15 protein-coding genes are annotated in these 15,930 nt (G+C 70.8%); 5 read left to right on the forward strand and 10 right to left on the reverse strand.

The features are described from left to right. Positions 1–29 precede the first annotated feature (29 nt). Complete coding sequence (locus tag FHR33_RS14485) at positions 30–464, forward strand: GNAT family N-acetyltransferase (protein ID WP_183647227.1); 435 nt, start codon at positions 30–32, stop codon at positions 462–464. Positions 465–704: 240 nt separating this feature from the next. Here the strand turns inward: FHR33_RS14485 and FHR33_RS14490 are convergent, their stop codons facing one another. Next, positions 705–1,283, reverse strand: a complete 579-nt coding sequence (locus FHR33_RS14490) for a TetR/AcrR family transcriptional regulator (RefSeq protein WP_183647230.1) — start codon at positions 1,281–1,283, stop codon at positions 705–707. Between the two features lie 90 nt (positions 1,284–1,373). Between FHR33_RS14490 and FHR33_RS14495 the strand changes: the two genes are divergently transcribed. After that, positions 1,374–2,765, forward strand: a complete 1,392-nt coding sequence (locus tag FHR33_RS14495; protein WP_183647233.1) for an MFS transporter — start codon at positions 1,374–1,376, stop codon at positions 2,763–2,765. 245 nt (positions 2,766–3,010) lie between these two features. On the opposite strand, the gene FHR33_RS14500 is transcribed toward FHR33_RS14495, so the two are convergent. Further along, positions 3,011–3,565, reverse strand: coding sequence for a DUF1707 and DUF4870 domain-containing protein (locus FHR33_RS14500; RefSeq protein ID WP_183647235.1), 555 nt, complete (start codon positions 3,563–3,565; stop codon positions 3,011–3,013). Positions 3,566–3,760: 195 nt separating this feature from the next. On the opposite strand from FHR33_RS14500, the gene FHR33_RS14505 reads away from it, so the two are divergent. Further along, positions 3,761–4,102 (forward strand): hypothetical protein, encoded by a 342-nt coding sequence (locus FHR33_RS14505; protein ID WP_183647238.1) that lies wholly within the window; start codon positions 3,761–3,763, stop codon positions 4,100–4,102. Between the two features lie 1,126 nt (positions 4,103–5,228). Here the strand turns inward: FHR33_RS14505 and FHR33_RS14510 are convergent. From FHR33_RS14510 to FHR33_RS14535, 6 genes are all read right to left on the reverse strand, one after another. Beyond that, a complete protein-coding gene (locus FHR33_RS14510) occupies positions 5,229–6,323 on the reverse strand; it encodes a DUF4192 domain-containing protein (protein WP_183647241.1) in 1,095 nt (364 codons plus the stop codon). A 352-nt stretch (positions 6,324–6,675) separates the two neighbouring features. After that, entirely contained in the window at positions 6,676–7,662 is a 987-nt protein-coding gene (locus FHR33_RS14515; protein ID WP_183647243.1) for an EI24 domain-containing protein, read from the reverse strand. 9 nt (positions 7,663–7,671) lie between these two features. Continuing rightward, positions 7,672–8,253, reverse strand: coding sequence for a Maf family protein (locus FHR33_RS14520; protein WP_183647246.1), 582 nt, complete (start codon positions 8,251–8,253; stop codon positions 7,672–7,674). A 155-nt stretch (positions 8,254–8,408) separates the two neighbouring features. Then, positions 8,409–9,146 carry a DUF937 domain-containing protein gene (locus FHR33_RS14525; RefSeq protein WP_183647249.1) on the reverse strand — a complete coding sequence of 246 codons (738 nt, stop codon included), beginning with the start codon at positions 9,144–9,146 and terminating at the stop codon, positions 8,409–8,411. Between the two features lie 46 nt (positions 9,147–9,192). Continuing rightward, positions 9,193–11,139 carry an ATP-dependent zinc metalloprotease FtsH gene (gene ftsH / locus FHR33_RS14530; RefSeq protein WP_312895539.1) on the reverse strand — a complete coding sequence of 649 codons (1,947 nt, stop codon included), beginning with the start codon at positions 11,137–11,139 and terminating at the stop codon, positions 9,193–9,195. Positions 11,140–11,176: 37 nt separating this feature from the next. Further along, a complete protein-coding gene (locus FHR33_RS14535) occupies positions 11,177–11,977 on the reverse strand; it encodes a hypothetical protein (protein ID WP_183647255.1) in 801 nt (266 codons plus the stop codon). A gap of 209 nt (positions 11,978–12,186) precedes the next feature. Here FHR33_RS14535 and FHR33_RS14540 point away from each other — a divergent pair, with 209 nt between their 5' ends. Further along, positions 12,187–13,035: a DUF3616 domain-containing protein gene (locus tag FHR33_RS14540; protein ID WP_246451858.1), complete on the forward strand. Its 849-nt coding sequence runs from the start codon at positions 12,187–12,189 to the stop codon at positions 13,033–13,035. Here FHR33_RS14540 and FHR33_RS14545 read toward each other — a convergent pair. Next, the gene (locus FHR33_RS14545) at positions 13,025–13,654 is read right to left on the reverse strand and encodes an aminoacyl-tRNA hydrolase (RefSeq protein WP_183647261.1); all 630 of its coding nucleotides are present in this window, start codon (positions 13,652–13,654) and stop codon (positions 13,025–13,027) included. The genes FHR33_RS14540 and FHR33_RS14545 overlap by 11 nt on opposite strands. Beyond that, the gene (locus FHR33_RS14550) at positions 13,596–14,879 is read right to left on the reverse strand and encodes an MFS transporter (RefSeq protein ID WP_183647264.1); all 1,284 of its coding nucleotides are present in this window, start codon (positions 14,877–14,879) and stop codon (positions 13,596–13,598) included. Before FHR33_RS14550 ends, FHR33_RS14545 begins: the two co-directional genes overlap by 59 nt. A gap of 72 nt (positions 14,880–14,951) precedes the next feature. On the opposite strand from FHR33_RS14550, the gene FHR33_RS14555 reads away from it, so the two are divergent. Further along, positions 14,952–15,902 carry a GlxA family transcriptional regulator gene (locus tag FHR33_RS14555; protein ID WP_183647267.1) on the forward strand — a complete coding sequence of 317 codons (951 nt, stop codon included), beginning with the start codon at positions 14,952–14,954 and terminating at the stop codon, positions 15,900–15,902. Positions 15,903–15,930: the final 28 nt, after the last annotated feature.

Below are 15,930 nucleotides of genomic sequence, written 5' to 3' on the forward strand. Positions count from 1 at the left end.
ATCCCTTGAACCCACCTGGAAGGACCACCGTGATAACGATCCGTCGCGCCACGCCCGATGACGCCTCCACCGTGTACGACCTCATCCGTGCGCTGGCCGAGCACCAGGACCAGGCCTCGGCCATCACGGTGAGCGCCGCCGACCTGAAGCGGATGCTCGCCCGCCCGGAGATCACCTACCTGATTGCCGAGCGGGACGGCCGGGCCATCGGCTACGTCTCCTGGCTGCAGCGAATCAGTTTCTGGTCCGGCGAGGACTACCTCGCGCTGGACGACCTGTACGTGACCGGAGCAGAACGCGGCGAAGGCGTGGGAGAGCAGCTGATGCAGGCCGTCGCCGAAGCCGCCGACGGCAAGGTGATCCGTTGGGAGGTGGCCGAGGCCAACGTGGCGGCTCAGCGGTTCTACTCGCGGATCGGCGCCACCCTCGTCTCCAAGAAGATCGGCCGCTGGCAGCGGAAGTAGCCCGCAGTCCGCCGCGCGCATCGGCGTCCGAACAGGGCCGGTGCTCGCATGCGGCGCGGCGGCGATGCGTCCACCCCCACGCGTGGGCGGGGGCAGCAGCCTGGATCGAAGAATCTGGACCAGGCAGCCACCGCTCCGTGATCTTCGCTACCGTAGATTTCCGCACTCAGCCTGCTCGAAGGCCACACGGTGCAGGACCGTCATTCTTCGGTGCGTGCCTGGCCTGCGAGGATTCGCCCTCTAGCTGGTCAGTACCGAGTGGATGGACTTCGCCACCACGTCTGCGGCGTCGTGCGGGGGCAGGCGTCCCGCGCGTACCTCGTTCGCTGCGCCGTGCAGGATGTAGTGGGTCATGCTGACCAGCCAGGTGGTGGGCAGGTCGGTGCGGAAGACGCCTTGCTCCTGCCCACGGCGGATCAGCTCGGCCATGCGCTCGGCGGGTTCGGCGTGCAGTTCTCGCACCCGTCCTGCGGGGAGGACCCCTTCGGCGGCGGTCAGCAGGGCCGCTGACTCGGCTACGAGTTCCCAGCTCGAGGCCAGCAGGCGGGTCATGGCATCGCGCGCGTCTCCGGCCAGGTCGAGGGACGACAAGGTCTCCTCGCCGGCTCGCAGCGCGTCCATGAGTGCGGCCTCGATGAGGTCGGCCCGGGTGCGGAAGTGCCCATACAGCGTCATCCGTCCGACGCCGGCGGCCTGCGCGATGTCGTCGGTGGTCGCGTTCGGGTTCGAGCTCATCAACTCGCGCGCCGCGGACACGATGCGGGCGATGTTGCGCTCAGCATCGGCGCGGCGTCTGGAGCCCCCAGGAGTGGCAGCCATGCCATCACCTTAAGCCGTATGAGCGTGTACGGCTTATAGTGAGAAGCGGAACTCGTATATCGACATACGAGTTATGGCCTGGAGGATTCGATGATCCAACCCACAGGGCAACAGACAGCGGCCCAGGAGCCGCATCCGGCGCGGTGGCGCATTCTCGGCTTTCTCGGCGTGGCGCAGCTCATGCTGATCCTCGATGTCACCGTCGTGGCCATCGCGCTGCCCCACATCGAGACAGACCTCGGCCTCAGCCGCGAGGCGCTGACCTGGACGGTCAGCGCCTACACGCTCACCTTCGGCGGACTGATGCTGCTCGGCGGGCGCATCACGGACTTACTGGGCGCCAAGCGGGTCGTGATCGCTGGGCTGCTGCTGTTCACCACGGCGTCCCTGATCGCGGGGCTGGCCGGATCCGCAGGCATGCTGGTGGGCGGTCGGGTGGCGCAGGGGGTCGGGGCCGCGCTGTTGTCTCCCGCGGCTCTGTCGCTGGTGGTGGCCATGTTCGACGGCGAGGAGCGGAACAGGGCCCTGGGCGTCTGGTCCGCGCTCGGCGGCGGGGGCGCCGCCCTCGGCGTTCTCCTCGGCGGCCTGCTCACCGCCGGCCCCGGGTGGCCATGGGTGTTCCATGTCAATGTGCCCATCGGGCTGGCGATCGCCGCGGTGCTCGCGGTTCTGCTCCCTGCCGGGCCTCTGGCGTCGGCCGACCGGCCCCGGCTCGACGTTCTCGGCGCGATCTTGGTGACGTCCGCCACCGCGTCGTTGATCTACGCACTCATCGCCGCCGGTGAGCAGGGGTGGCTGAGCGCGGTCATCGGATGGCTCGTGCTGGCGGCCGCCGTGGGCTACGTGCTGTTCGTGTTGTGGCAGAGGCGAGCGCGCTCGCCTCTGATGGACGTGCGGCTGCTGGCCCGCCGGCCTGTGGCGATCGGCGCCTTCCTCATCGTGATGGCGACCGCGCTGATGATCGCGGTGTTCTTCCTGGGAACCTTCTACTTCCAGCACGCTCTTGGATACGGCGCGTTGCAGGCAGGGCTGCTGTTCCTGCCGGTCGCACTGGCGACGATGCTCGGGGCCAACCTGACCGGACGCATGCTCGGCCGGTGGGGCGGGCGCGGGCTGTCTGTCACGGGTCTGGTCGTCGCGGCGATCGGCATGGCCGCGCCTGCCGTGTCGATGAATCCTGTCAGCGTCGTGGCCGGCGTGGCCGTCGCGGCGGCGGGTACGGGCGCCATGTTCGTCATCGCCTCGGCCACGGCACTCGGCCAGGTGGCGCCGCACGAGGCCGGGATCGCTTCGGGCATCGTGAGCACCTTCCACGAGTTCGGCGCCTCCATCGGAGCCGCCGTCGTTTCGAGCGTCGCAGCCGCGAGCCTGACGGGGACCACGTTGAGCGGTTTCACCAGTGGGTTCACCGTGGCCGCGGTCGCGGCAGCGGTCGGCGCTGTCGCCGCCGCGCTGGTGACGCCTGGCCGCCGCTCGACCTGACTCAGGAACGGTCGCGCTCACCCTGCTGACCGGGCCCGCCCAGTCCATCCCCGGACAGGTCGAGGAGCTCGCCGCCCGCCACATGGTCGCCTTCGCATCGCCCTCATCGCGGTGGGGAGCGGCTTCGTCGCCGGGGAGGAGCCAACCGCGCCTCCCCCCGCCGAGCCGTCTCCCCACGTTGGCGCCGCTCGACGGCTACCCCCGCATGCCCCGATGCCGACGCCTCCGATTTCCCTCAGACGGGACTACTTCACCAAGCGCAGGGTCAGCGGGTAGCGGAAGTCGTTCTCCGCCAGCGCGGAGACGCCGCCGACGATCGTCAGGACGAACGCGGCCACCCAGATCACCGGAATCAGCACCACGCCGATGATCGTGAAAGGCAGCAGGATCGTCGCCCCCACCACCGTGAGGTGGAAGTTCAGTGCCTCCATCGCGTGGCGACGGACGTAGGGCGAGGTCTTGCCACCGGTGAGCAGCATGATCAGCGGTCCGATGATGAGCAGACCTGGCAGGGCCAGCAGGTGCGCCGCCGCTCCACCCAGGCGCTCGCCGCTGTCGGCGGGGATCCCTCTGGCACTGGCGGGCGGGACGGACACCGGCCTGGGCACCGACTCCTGCCAGCGGCGCTGCGGACCGTACAGCTCGGTCATGATCGGCATGAGGTCGCCGTGCGTGCGTGCCGTCATGGCGCGCTCGAGGCGCTCGTCGAACTCGTACTTGTCGAAGCGGCCCTCGGCATAGGCGGCCTTGACGTGCTCGACCACATGCTCGCGGTCCTGGTTGGTGACCCGAAGCTCCATCGGCGGCACCGGGCCGTGCCCATAGGATGCCGGCGCTGGGGTGTGTGGCGCTGCCATGAATGCCATGCCTTTCCTCGTCGGGCGATCTGAACACATCCTCCTCCCTCACATAGGAGAAGGCATCGGGAGAAACCCCGATGTCACCCCGATAACAGCCCCGACGCGGGGGCGCGGCGAACGGTATAAAAAGGAGGCATGAGATGGCGAGACCGCTATGGATTGCGGCGCTGGCGCGGGAACAAGATTGCCAAGTTCGATCGTGAGGCCACCGATGCCGATATCGAGGCGCTCATCGCCTTCGCCAAGTCGAAGCGCGGCGTGGAGTTCTTCGTCGAACCGGAGACCTTCGCGACCGACACCACGGCGGTGGCCGTGGCGGACGACGGCGAGTGGACCCGGCGGCGCGTCGGCGCGCCCCAGGTGATCCGCAAGGTGGCCCGCGACCTCGCGCTTCCTGTGTACGACGTCCAGTTGACCGGCTATCCACCCCGCATGCGCGCTTATAACGAACGCCGCAAACGTGAGGAACAAGGCTAAACCCCACCTCCGTCCCCTACCCCAGGCAACGCCCCACCCCAGTCAACGCCCCGCCTTCGGCCTCCACTCAACGCCTCACCTTCGGCCCTACCCCAGTCAACGCCCCGCCTTCGACCCCCAGCCAACGCCTCACCTTCGGCCCCACCCCAGTCAACGCCCCACCTTCGACCCCCAGCCAACGCCTCACCTTCGGCCCCACCCCAGTCAACGCCCCGCCGTGCCCTACCCCCAGTCAACTCACCTTCGGCCCTATCTCCGCCCCGTCTTCGCCCTTCAGGCAACGCCCCACTTTCCCCGGCAATCCTCAGCTATCGGCATCACACCCTCGAACACCACGGCCAGTACGCGAGCCTCGCGCGCGCCGAACCAGTCCACCCGGGACATCACCTCTCTCGCGTCCTGGAACGGTTCTGCGCGACGCTCGACCAGCCCCCCCTGAGGCCATGGCTGCGGGCTACTTCGAGGTGTGCTCGACCGCCCCAGGGCCGTCCACACCGCGGCTACCTCGACGCCAAGGCGCCAGAGCTTTGGGCTCCACGGGATGTGAGCGCACCCTCAAGGACCAAGCTTCACCCGCCCACTGAGGGCGCTCGCCCCTCCTCGTGGGGCCCAGTTGTCCCTTCTAGGATCGGCCCCTCGCCAGGGTTGGGCTACACCCTCCATCTGCGGCGACCCTGCGAGAGGTAGAGCGGCAACGCAGGCGGAGGTCAGAGCAGCGACGCAAGCAAGAGCCGCAGCGGCAACACGGGCGAGAGCCAGAGCAGCGACCCAAGCAAGAGCCAGAGCAGCGACGCAGGCGAGAGCCAGGGCGGATACTTCCTCCTCGTCTGAAAAGTTGCACCCTCAGCCCGTCGCGGCGGCGATGCCGGCGCGTTCGAGGGGTTCATGGAGGGTGGTGTTCGGAGGGCAGCGCGCCATCTGGCCGGAGGGGATGGCCGGTCGGGACCAAGACCTCTGAGCCGACCTCATTCACGTGGCGGACCGGCTTCACCGCTCCGCCTGGCGCTCACACCTCTCCGGGTGACCGACCTCCAACCCGACCGCCGGGGGCGCACATCCAGCGGAGGCTCCCGGCCCTCGACGGGGGTGACGGGCTTCTCAGCCGGTCTGTGAGGGATGCGCGGCGCTAGGCGGCGGGTTCGTCCTTCTCGTCGAGGATGCCGATGAGAGGCAGGAGCCAACCCGCGTGAGGCGTGCCCATGGCGGAGTCGAGTTCGGCGGGGCTCGGCATGCGGTCGCGTAGCAGCTTCGGTGAGAGCAGGTGCTGGAGGGCGTGCATGAGCAGGTTCGCCATCGAGTAGTCGGGATTGACGGCAAGGGCTCGTTCCAGGGCGATGGTGGCCAGGACGCAGTCGCCGCCGCGCCAGGCGGACATGGCGAGCAGCGACGCGGCCGGGGGGACGAAACGCGGCTCCAGGCGTCGGGTGAGGTCCTTCCAGAGCGCCAGGTGAGCGGGCTGGCCTGCGTCGTCGAGAAGGGTCCACGCCTCGTCGCGGACGCGGATCACGGACAGGTCGAGGCCCAGCCGAGCGGCTTCCCTGTCGTCGACCCTGCCCCCTGACAGCGACGTGGCGATGGCCGTACGGACCCTGGCCAGGCCGTCGGCGACGAACCGCTGGGCGAAGTGGCCGGCGTCGGGGGCGGCGGCCAGCCCGGCCCGGAGGGCGGTGACGGCGTCGGCGGTGGCCCTGCGCATCGACAGGCGGACCGGACCCGGCAGCGGGGCGATGGTGGCCTCGAGGGTCGAGCGGTCGGGCAGCGCCACGAGGCCCTGGACGGTGGCCTCGGCCGCGATCTGGCTGACGGACGTGTCGTACGGCGTGCCGTCAGGGGGACAGCAGTCGGCCAGGTCGCAGACGTACGACCAGTAGCGGCCCTGATGGGCGCGCAGCACCTCGCAGAGGGTGACGCCGCACCAGCGGGCGACGCTCATGACCTCGTCGACGGCCGGGGTGACGGAGGCGCCAGGGCCGTAGCCGACGGCGACCAGATGGGTGATCGACTCTCTGGCGAACAGCGCGGCGAGGGGGCGCAGGGTGCCGGGTTGCAGGGGGAGGTTCCAGCGCGCGCAGACCCGCATCTCCCCCTGTCCGACCCGGCCCGCCAGCCCGATCACGACCAGGCTGTCGGTGGGGTGGAAGCCGACGATGTACGGCACCGCGGCCAGGATGTCGGCAGGGGTGGACAGGGTGAGGGCGGGTTCGGTGAGGTCGGTGCTCATGGGGCATGAGGGTGCCCGGCTGGGGGTGGGAATTTTTCGGGCGAGCGGCGTTCTGTGGACAAGGGTGCGGCGTGGGGCCGGCCTGTGGACGAGCGGCGCGCGCCGGCCCGGGAACCGCATCGCGGGCGAGCACTACGGGCTGGTCGAGATGGTGGCCGACATCGGCGACCGCTCCGACACCGGGACCCGGTTCGTCAGGGTGTCCGCCCCCAGGGCCGCGGCTCGGGCGCCGAGCTGGGCCACCGCACGTCCAGGAACGACATGCCGCTGATGCCGGCCCGCGAACAGGCGGCGTGAACCGGTCCGTGGGCCGGTTCGTGGGCCGGTCCGTGGGCCGGCGACCGTGCCGGGCTCAGGCCGGAGGGGAACCGTACGGCGAGCCCCCGGTGGGCGGCATGCCGCGGGGAGGCGAGTCAGTGCCGGGCAGCCCGGTGGGAGAAGACGGAGCACCGGGCAGACCGGTGCCCCGCGGACCATGGCCGGGCAGGCCGGTGCCAGGTGACCCGGTGCCCGGCAGGCCGGTGCCCCGCGGACCAGGGCCGGGCAGGCCGGTGCCACGCGGACCGGCGCCGGGCGAACCCGTGCCGGGCAGGCCGGTGGGCGGGGTAGGGATGAGGCGCGAACGGACCATGAGGGCGGCGCCCGCCACGGCCGCGGGCATCGCGATCACCGCCACCAGCGGCACCAGGAACAGCAGGAAGACCAGCACCCCGAACCCCAGCGCCGGCGCCTTGTTGCCGCGCAGGACGGCGAAGCGGTCGCGCCGCCGTATGCCGCGGCGCTCCATCGCGAGCGACGTCAGCTCAACTGTCAGGAAAAATCCGGACACGAGGGCGCCCAGCACCGGCACCACCGTCTGCCCGATCACCGGCACGAACCCCAGCAGGAACAGCGGGATGGTGAACATCAGCACGTAGAGCAGCGTCACCAGGCTGTCGCGCAGCGACCGGGGAAGCGACCGCCACCACGGCGTGTCATCGGGCCCGTCCAGCGGGTCGACCTTCTCCGACAGCTTCTCGTAGAAGGGCTCCCCGATCGTCAGCGTCAGCGCCGTGAACGTGACCACCGCCAGCGCCAGCCCGCCGATGAACAGCAGCACTCCCAGCGCGCCCCTGAAGAAGTCGCGCCAGCCCTCGGACCACCCGTCGGCGAAGGGCGTGAGGAAGTCGGCGATGTCGTTGGCGTTGTTGCCCAGATAGACCAGAGCCGCCACATAGACGGCGAAAGCGATCAGTGCCGGGATGAGGCCGAACGCCCACCAACGGCCGTTTCTCGCCACCCAGGCGAGACCCTGGAAGAAGAACCCGATGCCACCGGCGAACTCCCGCAATGAACGCATGGGGAGAAACTAGCGCCAGAAGTCCGTCACCGCGTAACCGAGTTCGTCGAACAGCGAGCGAACCAGCGGCAGCGAGATCCCGAGGACGTTTCCGTGGTCGCCCTCGATGCTCTCGACGAACCATCCGCCTTGGCCGTCGAGGGTGAAGGCGCCCGCCACCTTGAGCGGCTCGCCGGTGGCGACGTACGCCGCGATCTCCTGCTCGGACGGCGTGCCGAACCGCACCACCGTGGAGCCCACCTCGGCGGCCCGCCTGCCGGTGGCCGCGTCGATCACGCAGTGGCCGGTCAGCAGCCTGCCGGTCCTGCCGCGCATCATGCGCCAGCGAGCCAGCGCCTCCTCGCCGTCGGCGGGCTTGCCGTACGGCCTGCCGTCGAGTTCGAGAATCGAGTCGCACCCGATGACGAGCCCCTCGGTGAGGCCCTCGGCGACGGCGGTGGCCTTGGCGACGGCCAGCTTCAGGGCCAGATCGGACGGCAGGATCGCGGTGACGGCCTCTTCGTCCACCCCGCTGACGATCACCTTGGGATCGAGCCCGGCGCTGCGGAGGAGGGCGAGGCGGGCGGGCGAGGCTGAGGCGAGCACGATCACCCGCCCAGTTTATCGGGCGCGACCCGCGCGACGGCCCGCGATCGGGCGCACCCGCACGGGCTCGGCGGCCTCACCTCCTCGGACGGCGATGACTCCCGCCGGGGGAACCGGAGGAACCGGTCCGAAGGAGGCCGATGGAGCCGCACAGTCAGCGATCACCAGTCGGGGTTGGTGCCGCCCCTCGGGGTGTCCTCGCGTGCGGGCGGGGCCTCCTCCGGCCGAGGACGGCTCTCCCGGCCCCCAGCCTCGGGTCGCGGACGGGGTTCCTGGCCGCCGCCAGGCGCCTCCTGGCCTGGCCGGGGAGCCTGGCCGCCGCCTCCCAGCATCCCTCCGAGCACGTCACCAAGGCCGCCGCCACCAGCGCCATGACCGCCCAGGATGCTGCCCAGCAGCCCGCCCAGCACGTCCCCGAGGCCACCGCCGCGCGCCGACGACTGCTCCCTGTCGAGGTCGTCGGCCACCGCCCCCGCGTCCATCCCCTGCCTGTTCGCCCTGTTGGCCAGCAGCGACATCACGATCGGCGCCAGCGCGGCGAGCAGCTTCATCACCTGCTGCGAGTTCAGCCCCGCGAACTGCGAGATCCCCGCCGCCGCCTGCTCGGTACCCTGCTGCCCGAGCACGTGCCCGAGGATGCCGTGCCCCTCCCGCTCCAGCCCCTGGGGGTCGGCGGTGACGGCGGTGAGGGGGTCCTTGTCGACGTGCTGGTCCAGCGCCCTGCGCAGGGCCTGCGCTCCCTGCGCGTCACCCGTCCTGTGCGCCATGCCGCCGACGATGGTGCCCACCGCCGCCTCGACCGCGGTGCGGGCCTGCGCGGTGTCGGTGCCCAGCAGACCGGCGATCTGCTGGAGCCCCGAGTCGCCGAGGGCGGCGAAGAGTTCGTCGTTGAGAGTCACAGGCCGAAGCTGCCCCGGTCAGCACCCGGATAAGACCATGGAGAGGTCAGTGCGGCTTGGGCTCGACGGCGGGTCTGTTGGCGCGCGGGAGGCCCGCGGCCGCGTAGGCCTGCGCCTCGTCGAGCGTCTCCTGTTCCAGCAGCGCCAGGACGATCGCCTCGAGCCTGTCGCGGTTCTCGGTGAGGACCCTCGTGGCGACCTCGTAGCACTCGTCGACGATCCTGCGCACCTCCTCGTCCAGGGCGGCGAGGGTGTGCGGGGCGGCCTGCGGCTGGCCGTCGCTGGGCAGGATGCTGAGCGGGCCGATCTTCTCCGACATGCCCCACCTGCCGACCATGCCACGGGCGATCATCGTGACCTGCTCGAGGTCGTTCTCCGCGCCCGTGGTGATGACGCCGTAGATCACCTGCTCGGCAGCCATGCCGCCGAGCGCGCCGATGATGCGTCCGCGCAGGTACTTCTCGTCGTAGGCGTAGCGGTCGGTGTCGGGGGTGGACAGCGTGACGCCCAGCGCCCTGCCGCGCGGGATGATCGAGATCTTCCTGACCGGGTCGGCCCCCGGCTGCAGCATGCCGAGCAGCGCGTGGCCCGCCTCGTGGTAGGCGGTCCTGGTGCGCTCCTCCTCCGGCATGACGATCGAGCGGACCGCGCCGAGCTGCAGCTTCTCCAGCGCGTCGGCGAAGTCGGCGGCCGAGACCTTCTCCTTGCCGCGCTTGGCCGCCAGCAGGGCGGCCTCGTTGACCAGGTTGGCCAGGTCCGCGCCCGTCATGCCCGGCGAGGTCTTGGCCAGCTGCTCCAGGCTGACGTCTCCGTCCAACGGGACGCCTCTGGTGTGGACCCTGAGGATGGCGACGCGGCCCGCCGCGTCGGGCGGGGCGACCATGACCGTACGGTCGAACCGGCCCGGACGCAGCAGCGCGGGGTCGAGCACCTCGGGTCTGTTGGTGGCGCCGATGACGATGACGCCCTCGGCGCCGGAGAAGCCGTCCATCTCGGTGAGGATCTGGTTGAGCGTCTGCTCGCGCTCGTCGTGCCCGCCGAGACCGCTGGCGCCGCCTCGGGCGCGGCCGATGGCGTCGATCTCGTCGATGAAGATGATCGAGGGCGCGACCTTGCGGGCCTCCTCGAACAGCTCGCGCACGCGCGAGGCGCCGACGCCGACGATCATCTCGATGAACTCCGAGGCGCTGGCCGAGAAGAACGGCACGTCGGCCTCACCTGCGACCGCCCTGGCCAGCAGCGTCTTGCCGGTGCCAGGAGGGCCGGCGAGCAGGACGCCCTTGGGCAGCTTGGCGCCGAGCCTGCGGTACTTGGCCGGGTCCTTCAGGTAGTCGACGATCTCGACGAGCTCGTTCTCCACCTCGTCGATGCCCGCGACGTCCTCGAAGGTGACCCGGATCTTGTCGCTCTCGATCGGCTTGGCCGCCTTCGACTTGCCGAGGCCGCCGAGCCCCCCTCCGCCCATCATGCTCGCGCCGCGGCGCATGACCCAGATCCACAGTCCCGCGAGGACGGCGATCGGCAGCAGCGACAGCAGCAGGTTGAGCAGGAAACCGCGGCTGCCCGTGCTGATCGGCTCGGCCTTGATCTCCACACCCGCGGCGGTCAGCTGCTGGTAGAGCTGGTCGTCGTTGGCGAAGACCGGGATCTCGGTGACGAACTTGGTGTAGGTCTTGTTGGCGCTGTCGGGGTCGGTCGCCGCCTTCTTCAGGTCTCCCTGGACGGAGTAGCCCTGGGCGTAGACCTCCTTGACGTTGTTCGCCGTCACCTGCTTGGTGAACTGGCTGTAGGAGATCGTCTCGACCTGACCCTCGTCGAAGAAGCTGGAGATCAGGAAGAACCCCGCGTAGACCACGAGGAGCGTGATGACGAAGCGCCACCAGTTGATCTTGGGACGGCCGCCCGCTCCGCCCCCCGGCAGGCCTTCGGCGCGCCACGGCTTGGGACGGTCCTTGTCCGGCTCCTTCTTCGGCACGCTCGAACGCTCAGCCACGGCGTCACTCCCCCAAATCGCCGCATACATGATCGCTCTAGCCTAGAACACGCACCCCCGAGGTCACGCGGCGGATGTCCGCCCATCTCTTCTTGTGGGTGTCGGGGATGGTGACGAAGACCAGGGCGGGCTTGGCCCGTCCCGCGTCGAGCACGACGACGGCGGCCACGGAGGAGCGCTTGCCGTATCTCACCTGGTAGACCAGCGACCACCCCTTCTTGACCGGCTGGGCGCCGAGCCAGCGGATCACCGCGCCCTTGGGATGGTGGTTGAGGGTCCAGCGGGCGGCCAGCTGGGCGGTGTCGCGCAGCGACTTCTGCGCCTCGATCGGCACGGGGCAGCTGACCAGCATGCCTCTCGGGCTTCTGCCCGCCGGGGGCAGCACCTGCCTGGAGGTGAAGGGGGCCGCGCCGTACCTCTTCCACGGCCCGCGCAGGCGTGGCACGCTCACGCCGGTCTTGGCGTCCCTGATCACCCCGCGGGTCTTGATCGGCTTGCCCGGCAGCGCGCGCAGCTTGACGCGGCCCGGCAGCTTCGGCACGCGGCGGTCGGCGGCCAGCGCCTCCATGGCGGTGTAGCCCGGCGCGATGGAGGCGCCGGGGCTGGGGATCGCCGCGGGAGTCGGCGCGGGAGTCGCCGTGAGGGCGGAGCTAGGGGTGGGGCTCGGGGTGAGGGTCGGGCTGGGTGAAGGGGTGGACGAGGCCGGCACGGCCGGTGGCGCGGCGACCGGCCGGGCGGCGGCCTCGTCCGCCCTTCCCGACTGCGCGATGGCGAGCACGCCCGTGCCGGCGACGGCCAGCGCGGCGACGACCGCGAGCATCCGGTAGATGTCTCGCATGCGCAGGTCACCCAGGCGACTGCGCTTGAGCGGAGAGCCAGTGGGCCTCGCTTGGAACTTCACCTGAGGCCCCGCGGGCCCACTCTCCCCATCGAGCACGATCGGGAGCGTACGACATATCTCTGGATTGCGTGTAGAAAGCACGCATGGTGGAACTCCGATTTGACCAGGCGTCACGAGACGCGCAAACGCACACGAATCTGTCCGCGTTGCGCGCCGATGCCACCGGTCTGTGGATCGCGGGTGACGAAACCGCCACCATCGAGCGTCTGACCTGGACCGGAGAGCGCTACGACCACCAGCGCACCTTCCATCTCGCCGACCACGTGGACCTGCCCGCGGGCAGGGACGACGAGGCCGACATCGAGGGCCTCGCGCGGGCCGGAGGGTGGCTCTGGGCGGTGGGCTCGCACAGCCTCAAGCGCAGGCGCGCCAAGTCGCGGGAGAAGGCCGCCAAGCGGCTCAGCGCGATCATCCGCGAGCCCAACAGGTTCGTCCTCGTACGGCTCCCGCTGGAGGGCGACGGGCTCGGAAAGGGCGCCATCCTCACAGGACTGGCCGACGCGCTGGCCGACGACCCGCACCTCGGCCCCTTCACCGCCATTCCGGGCAAGGACAACGGGCTGGACATCGAGGGCCTCGCCGTGGTCGGCGACAGGGTCCTGCTCGGCCTGCGGGGCCCCGTGCTGCGCGGCTGGGCGGTCGTGCTGGAGCTCGACCTGCGCGAGGACGGCCCGCGCAGGCTCAAGCTCGGGGGCTACCACAAGCACTTCCTCGACCTGGGCGGCCTCGGGGTGCGCGACCTGTGCCCCTACGGCGGCGACCTGCTCCTGCTCACGGGGCCGACCATGAGCCTGGACGGTCCGGTCAGGATCATGCGGTGGGACGGGACGGGCGCGCCGGTGCCCGTCGCCGACCTGCCGTACGGCGTGGGCTGTGACCATCCCGAGGGACTGGCGGCGATGGGCGACGGCAGGCTCATGGTCGTCTACGACAGCCCGTCGCCCGCGAGGCTGACACCGGAGGGCGGCGTGCTGGCCGACCTCGTCACGATCTGACGCGCAGCCACGGCACGTCCGCGACGAACGTGCACGAGCCCGGCGCGATCTCGGTGAAGCCCGCGTCGCGCACGACGGGCAGCCCGCCGGCGGCCAGCTCGTCGAAGCCCTCCGCCCGCCGCACCGAGACCCTCAGCCCCATCGACCTCCAGAGCTCCCGCTCCTCCTGCGAGCTGGCCCACCAGGCCAGCTGGGCGGCGTGACCCGCCTGCGCCATCGCCTTGCCCGCCGACATCTCCAGCGCCGGGTTCTCCCACAGGATCGGCGGCCCGGCGGGGCCCGGCTCGGCGGAGTCGACCAGCTCCGTGCCGCCCACCTGCAGCCTGGCCAGCTCCTTCGGCCAGGCGTCCAGCGGGACGGGCGGGTGGACGCGCACCTCGGCGCTGCCGTGCTCCACCGTACGGCCCGGCAGCTCGATCGCCCTGCGCCATTCGGCGCCGCGCGCTCTGCGCACCACCTTGCGGATCCTGCCGGTGGACTGCCACGTCTCCAGCTCGGCCCGCCACTCGCCGGGATCGTCGAGCAGGCCGAGCACGGCCATGGCGGCCGCCTCCAGCGCGTCAGTGCGCTCGGGAGGCGTCGCGCGTTCGATCCTGACCACCAGCGGGAGCACCATCATGGCTTCCAGCATGCCGCACGGCCAGCGACATCACCGCCGCCAGGAGGCACAGCGCCCCCGCGGCGTACCAGGCGAGGTCGTAGGCGCCCAGGTGGTCGCGGGTGAGGCCGGCGCCGATCGCGGCGACCGCCGCGCCGACCTGGTGGGAGGCGAACACCCATCCGAAGACCACCGAGCCGTCGGCGCCGTAGATCTTCCTGCACAGCGCGACCGTGGGCGGCACGGTGGCCACCCAGTCCAGGCCGTAGAAGATGATGAACAGCAGCATGCTCGGCTCGGTGGTGGCGGCGAACAGCCCGGGAAGGACCATGAGCGAAAGGCCGCGCAGCACGTAGTAGACGCCGAGCAGCACCTTCGGGTCGACCTTGTCACTGAGCCAGCCCGAGGCGACGGTGCCGACGACGTCGAAGATACCGACAAGGGCCAGCAGGCCGGCCGCGGTGGCCTGGGGCATGCCGTGGTCGTGGGCGGCGGGGATGAAGTGCGTGCCGACCAGGCCGTTGGTGCTCGCTCCGCAGATGGCGAAGCCGCCGGCGAGGAACCAGAAGGCGCGGGTCCTCCCCGCGCTCCGCAGGACGGCCAGCGCCCTGACGGCGGCGTTGGCAGTCGGTCTGCGCACCACGACGGCGGGGCCGCCCAGCGGCGTGGTGCCCACGTCGGAGGGGTGGTCGCGCAGGAACACCCAGACCAGCGGCACGACGATCAGGGCGGCGGCCGTCACGGTGAGGGAGGCCACCCGCCAGCCTGGGCCCTCGGCCAGCCAGGCCAGCACGGGCAGGAAGACGAGCTGCCCCGTGGCCCCTGCCGCGGTGAGCACGCCGGTGACGATGCCCCTGTGCCTGACGAACCACCGGTCGGTGACGGTCGCCACGAACACCAGCGCCATCGAGCCGGTGCCCAGGCCGACGAGCACGCCCCAGCAGAGCACGAGCTGCCAGCTCGCTCCCATGAACACCGTCAGCCCGCTGCCGAGCGCGACGAGAGTGAGTGCGGCGGCCACGACCCTGCGCATGCCGAAGCGGTCCATGAGAGCGGCGGCGAAGGGGGCGGTCAGGCCGTACAGGACCAGGTTGATCGAGACGGCGAGGGAGATCTCCCCCGTGGACCAGTCGAACTCCTCGTGGAGCGGCGTGATCAGGACGCCGGGGGTGGCGCGGAATCCCGCCGCACCCAGAATCGCCACAAAGGCGACACCCGCCACCAGCCACGCACGATGCACTCTCATGCCGAAAATTCTCCCCACGCACGATATTTCGACGTAAGTGGCCGGAAAGCCAATATGTGAAAGAATCAGGCCATGACCCACCGGATCGCCGTGGTCGTCCTCGACGACTTCGCCCCGCTCGACCTGGGCATACCCGGCCAGCTGTTCTGGGCGGCGCGCGACGGCGACGGCAGTCATCTGTACGAGGTCGTGACCTGTTCGCTCGACAAGGCTCCGGTCAGGACGAGCGCCGGCTACAGCGTGCTGCCCGACCACGGGCTCGAGGTGCTCGACACCGCCGACACCGTGCTGGTGCCGGGCGTCCACGGCGGCCCCGCGATGACCTCGGGCACCATCCCCGGCAGGCTGCGCGACGCCCTTCGGGGGCGGCCGAGGGTGATGTCCATCTGCACGGGCGCCTTCGTGCTGGCCGCGGCGGGCCTGCTCGACGGCAGGCCCGCGACCACCCACTGGATGTACGCCGGCCGCCTTCGCAGGTTCTTCCCCGAGGTGCTCCTCGACCCGGACGTGCTGTTCGTCGACGACGGCGACGTGCTCACCTCCGCCGGCGTCGCCTCGGGGCTCGACCTGTGCCTGCACGTGATCCGCCGCGACCACGGCAGTGAGGTGGCCAACCGTACGGCCCGGCGCTGCGTCATGCCGCCGTGGCGCGAGGGCGGACAGGCGCAGTTCATCGACAGGCCGCTGCCCGAGCCCACCGGCACGGGAACCGCGGCGACCAGGCAGTGGATGCTGGAGCACCTCGACGACCCGCTCGACCTGGCCGCGCTGGCCGAGCACGCGCGGATGAGCGTGCGCACCTTCACCAGGCGCTTCAGGGAGGAGACCGGGCTCAGCCCGGCGCGCTGGCTGTCCCGCCAGCGGGTGGAGCACGCCAGGCACCTGCTGGAGACCACCGACCTGGCGGTGGCCCAGATCGCCAGGCGCTCGGGGTTCGGCACCGCCGTGTCGCTGCGCCAGCACCTGCACGCGGCGGTGGGCGTGCCGCCGCTGGCGTACCGGCAGACCTTCCGCGGGACCTAATTGCGAATAATATGCAACTACAAGTTAA

Source organism: Nonomuraea dietziae (genome assembly GCF_014195505.1).
Lineage (GTDB): Bacteria > Actinomycetota > Actinomycetes > Streptosporangiales > Streptosporangiaceae > Nonomuraea > Nonomuraea roseola.